Source organism: Streptomyces sp. NPDC048419 (genome assembly GCF_043200415.1).
Taxonomy (GTDB): domain Bacteria; phylum Actinomycetota; class Actinomycetes; order Streptomycetales; family Streptomycetaceae; genus Streptomyces.
The window spans coordinates 1-1,394 of sequence record NZ_JBICXT010000117.1 but is presented as its reverse complement, the minus strand read 5'-3'; the positions used below and the strand labels follow the sequence as shown (position 1 = coordinate 1,394).

Annotated in this window: 2 protein-coding genes; one reads left to right on the top strand and one right to left on the bottom strand. The window is 65.4% G+C overall.

The window, feature by feature from the left end; genetic code table 11:
* Nucleotides 1-264: hypothetical protein (locus ACGFYN_RS48165; protein WP_393872283.1), on the top strand; the 264-nt coding region annotated here is incomplete at its 5' end.
* Between the two features lie 331 nt (nt 265-595).
* Here ACGFYN_RS48165 and ACGFYN_RS48160 read toward each other — a convergent pair.
* Nucleotides 596-760, bottom strand: a complete 165-nt coding sequence (locus ACGFYN_RS48160; protein WP_393872282.1) for a transposase — start codon at nt 758-760, stop codon at nt 596-598.
* Nucleotides 761-1,394: the final 634 nt, after the last annotated feature.

Sequence of the window (1,394 nt, the reverse complement as noted above, 5' to 3'; positions counted from 1 at the left end):
CGGATGAAGGAGCCCGGCTTCACGGCCGCGCAACTCGCCGCCTACCCCGAGCACTGGACCACCAAGCCACCGGCCCGCGCAGAAACCACCCAAGCGACCGCAGAAAAACTGGCGGACGACGCTCGCCGCGAAGCCGAAGAATATCTGAATAGGGCAGTGACGATGGTGGCGGAGACGCAAGAAGTTCCGGTGACTGATGAACTACGCAGGACCGTTGCCCGCGTGCTGCTTGAGCAGACCGGTGGCGTCCCGCAAGGGAGCTGAGGTCCAGTAACGCCCCGAGTCGGGAATTTGTTGCGCAACCTGTCCTCGAGTTGGCATGGGCGACCTCAGGCCGAGTGAAGGCAGCCTGATCAACCGCATACGACGAAGCCGCTCCCGCATCGGCAACGGGGCGGCTTCGCGTACTTGCATGGGCACTACTCGACTGCCGCCTTCACGGCCCAGGCACGGGTCATGATGCGGAGCGAGTCAGGGTCGATAGCCCGACGTCGTCGTGCCCGCGGTGCGCCCAGATGTCCCAGACGGGCCCCGAGTTGCCGAGTTCGTGAGCGACGAGGACGACATCCATTCGCCGAGTTGAGCGCCCTCGGAGTCAACACATCCGGCCTCGCACCCGCCGGATCCACCCGCGCAGGGCCTCGGGATGCACGCCGATCTCTGCGGCCAGCCGTTTGATCTGCGGCTTCGGATCGGAAGCGCGATACATCCGCACCGCACGTTCACGCAACTCCAGCGAGTATTTCCTGGGAGCAGCCATGGTCGATGTTCCTCTCATGAGAACCACCTGACCCCCTGTCAACTGCTTCCGCATCTCGGGGGAAGCTCAGACCTGTCGGGTCGCTGACCCGCAGGCGGCGTGAGCCAGGAATCCCCCTGCTTCAGCTGGGGGAGGATTCAACGCAGCACAGATCTGGTCAGTTGGGCATATCCGGGCCGGTTCCGTTCCGAGGCCGCTTTCGCTGGCGTCGGAACGGAACCGGCCTCGTCGGGCCTGACCAGCAAGCGCTGAACCGGGGGCAGCGACCGCCGGCTGAACCGAGCGATGCACACGATCATCCTGATCAGATGCGGCTCGATCCTGTCACGAAGACGTATGTCGTCCATCGCATCGGCGAGGGCAGGAACCCCTGCGACGTGCGGCGCTGCCTCGGCGCAATGTCTGCCGCCAGATCCTCAAGATCCTCGAACGACGGAACCAGCCGAACGCGGCAGGGCTCCTTCAAGCGGCTTGACACGACACAGCAGCCTCAGGGGGTGGGAACCGGTGCTGGGTCGGCACGGTGCGGTGGGGGACGTTGCTGGGGTTGGTCTGTCGTCGGGGTGCGAGGTGGGTGGAGGGGGGTGGAGACTGGGTGGGGGGCGTGGGTGGGGGGTGTGTGGGAGGTTGTGAT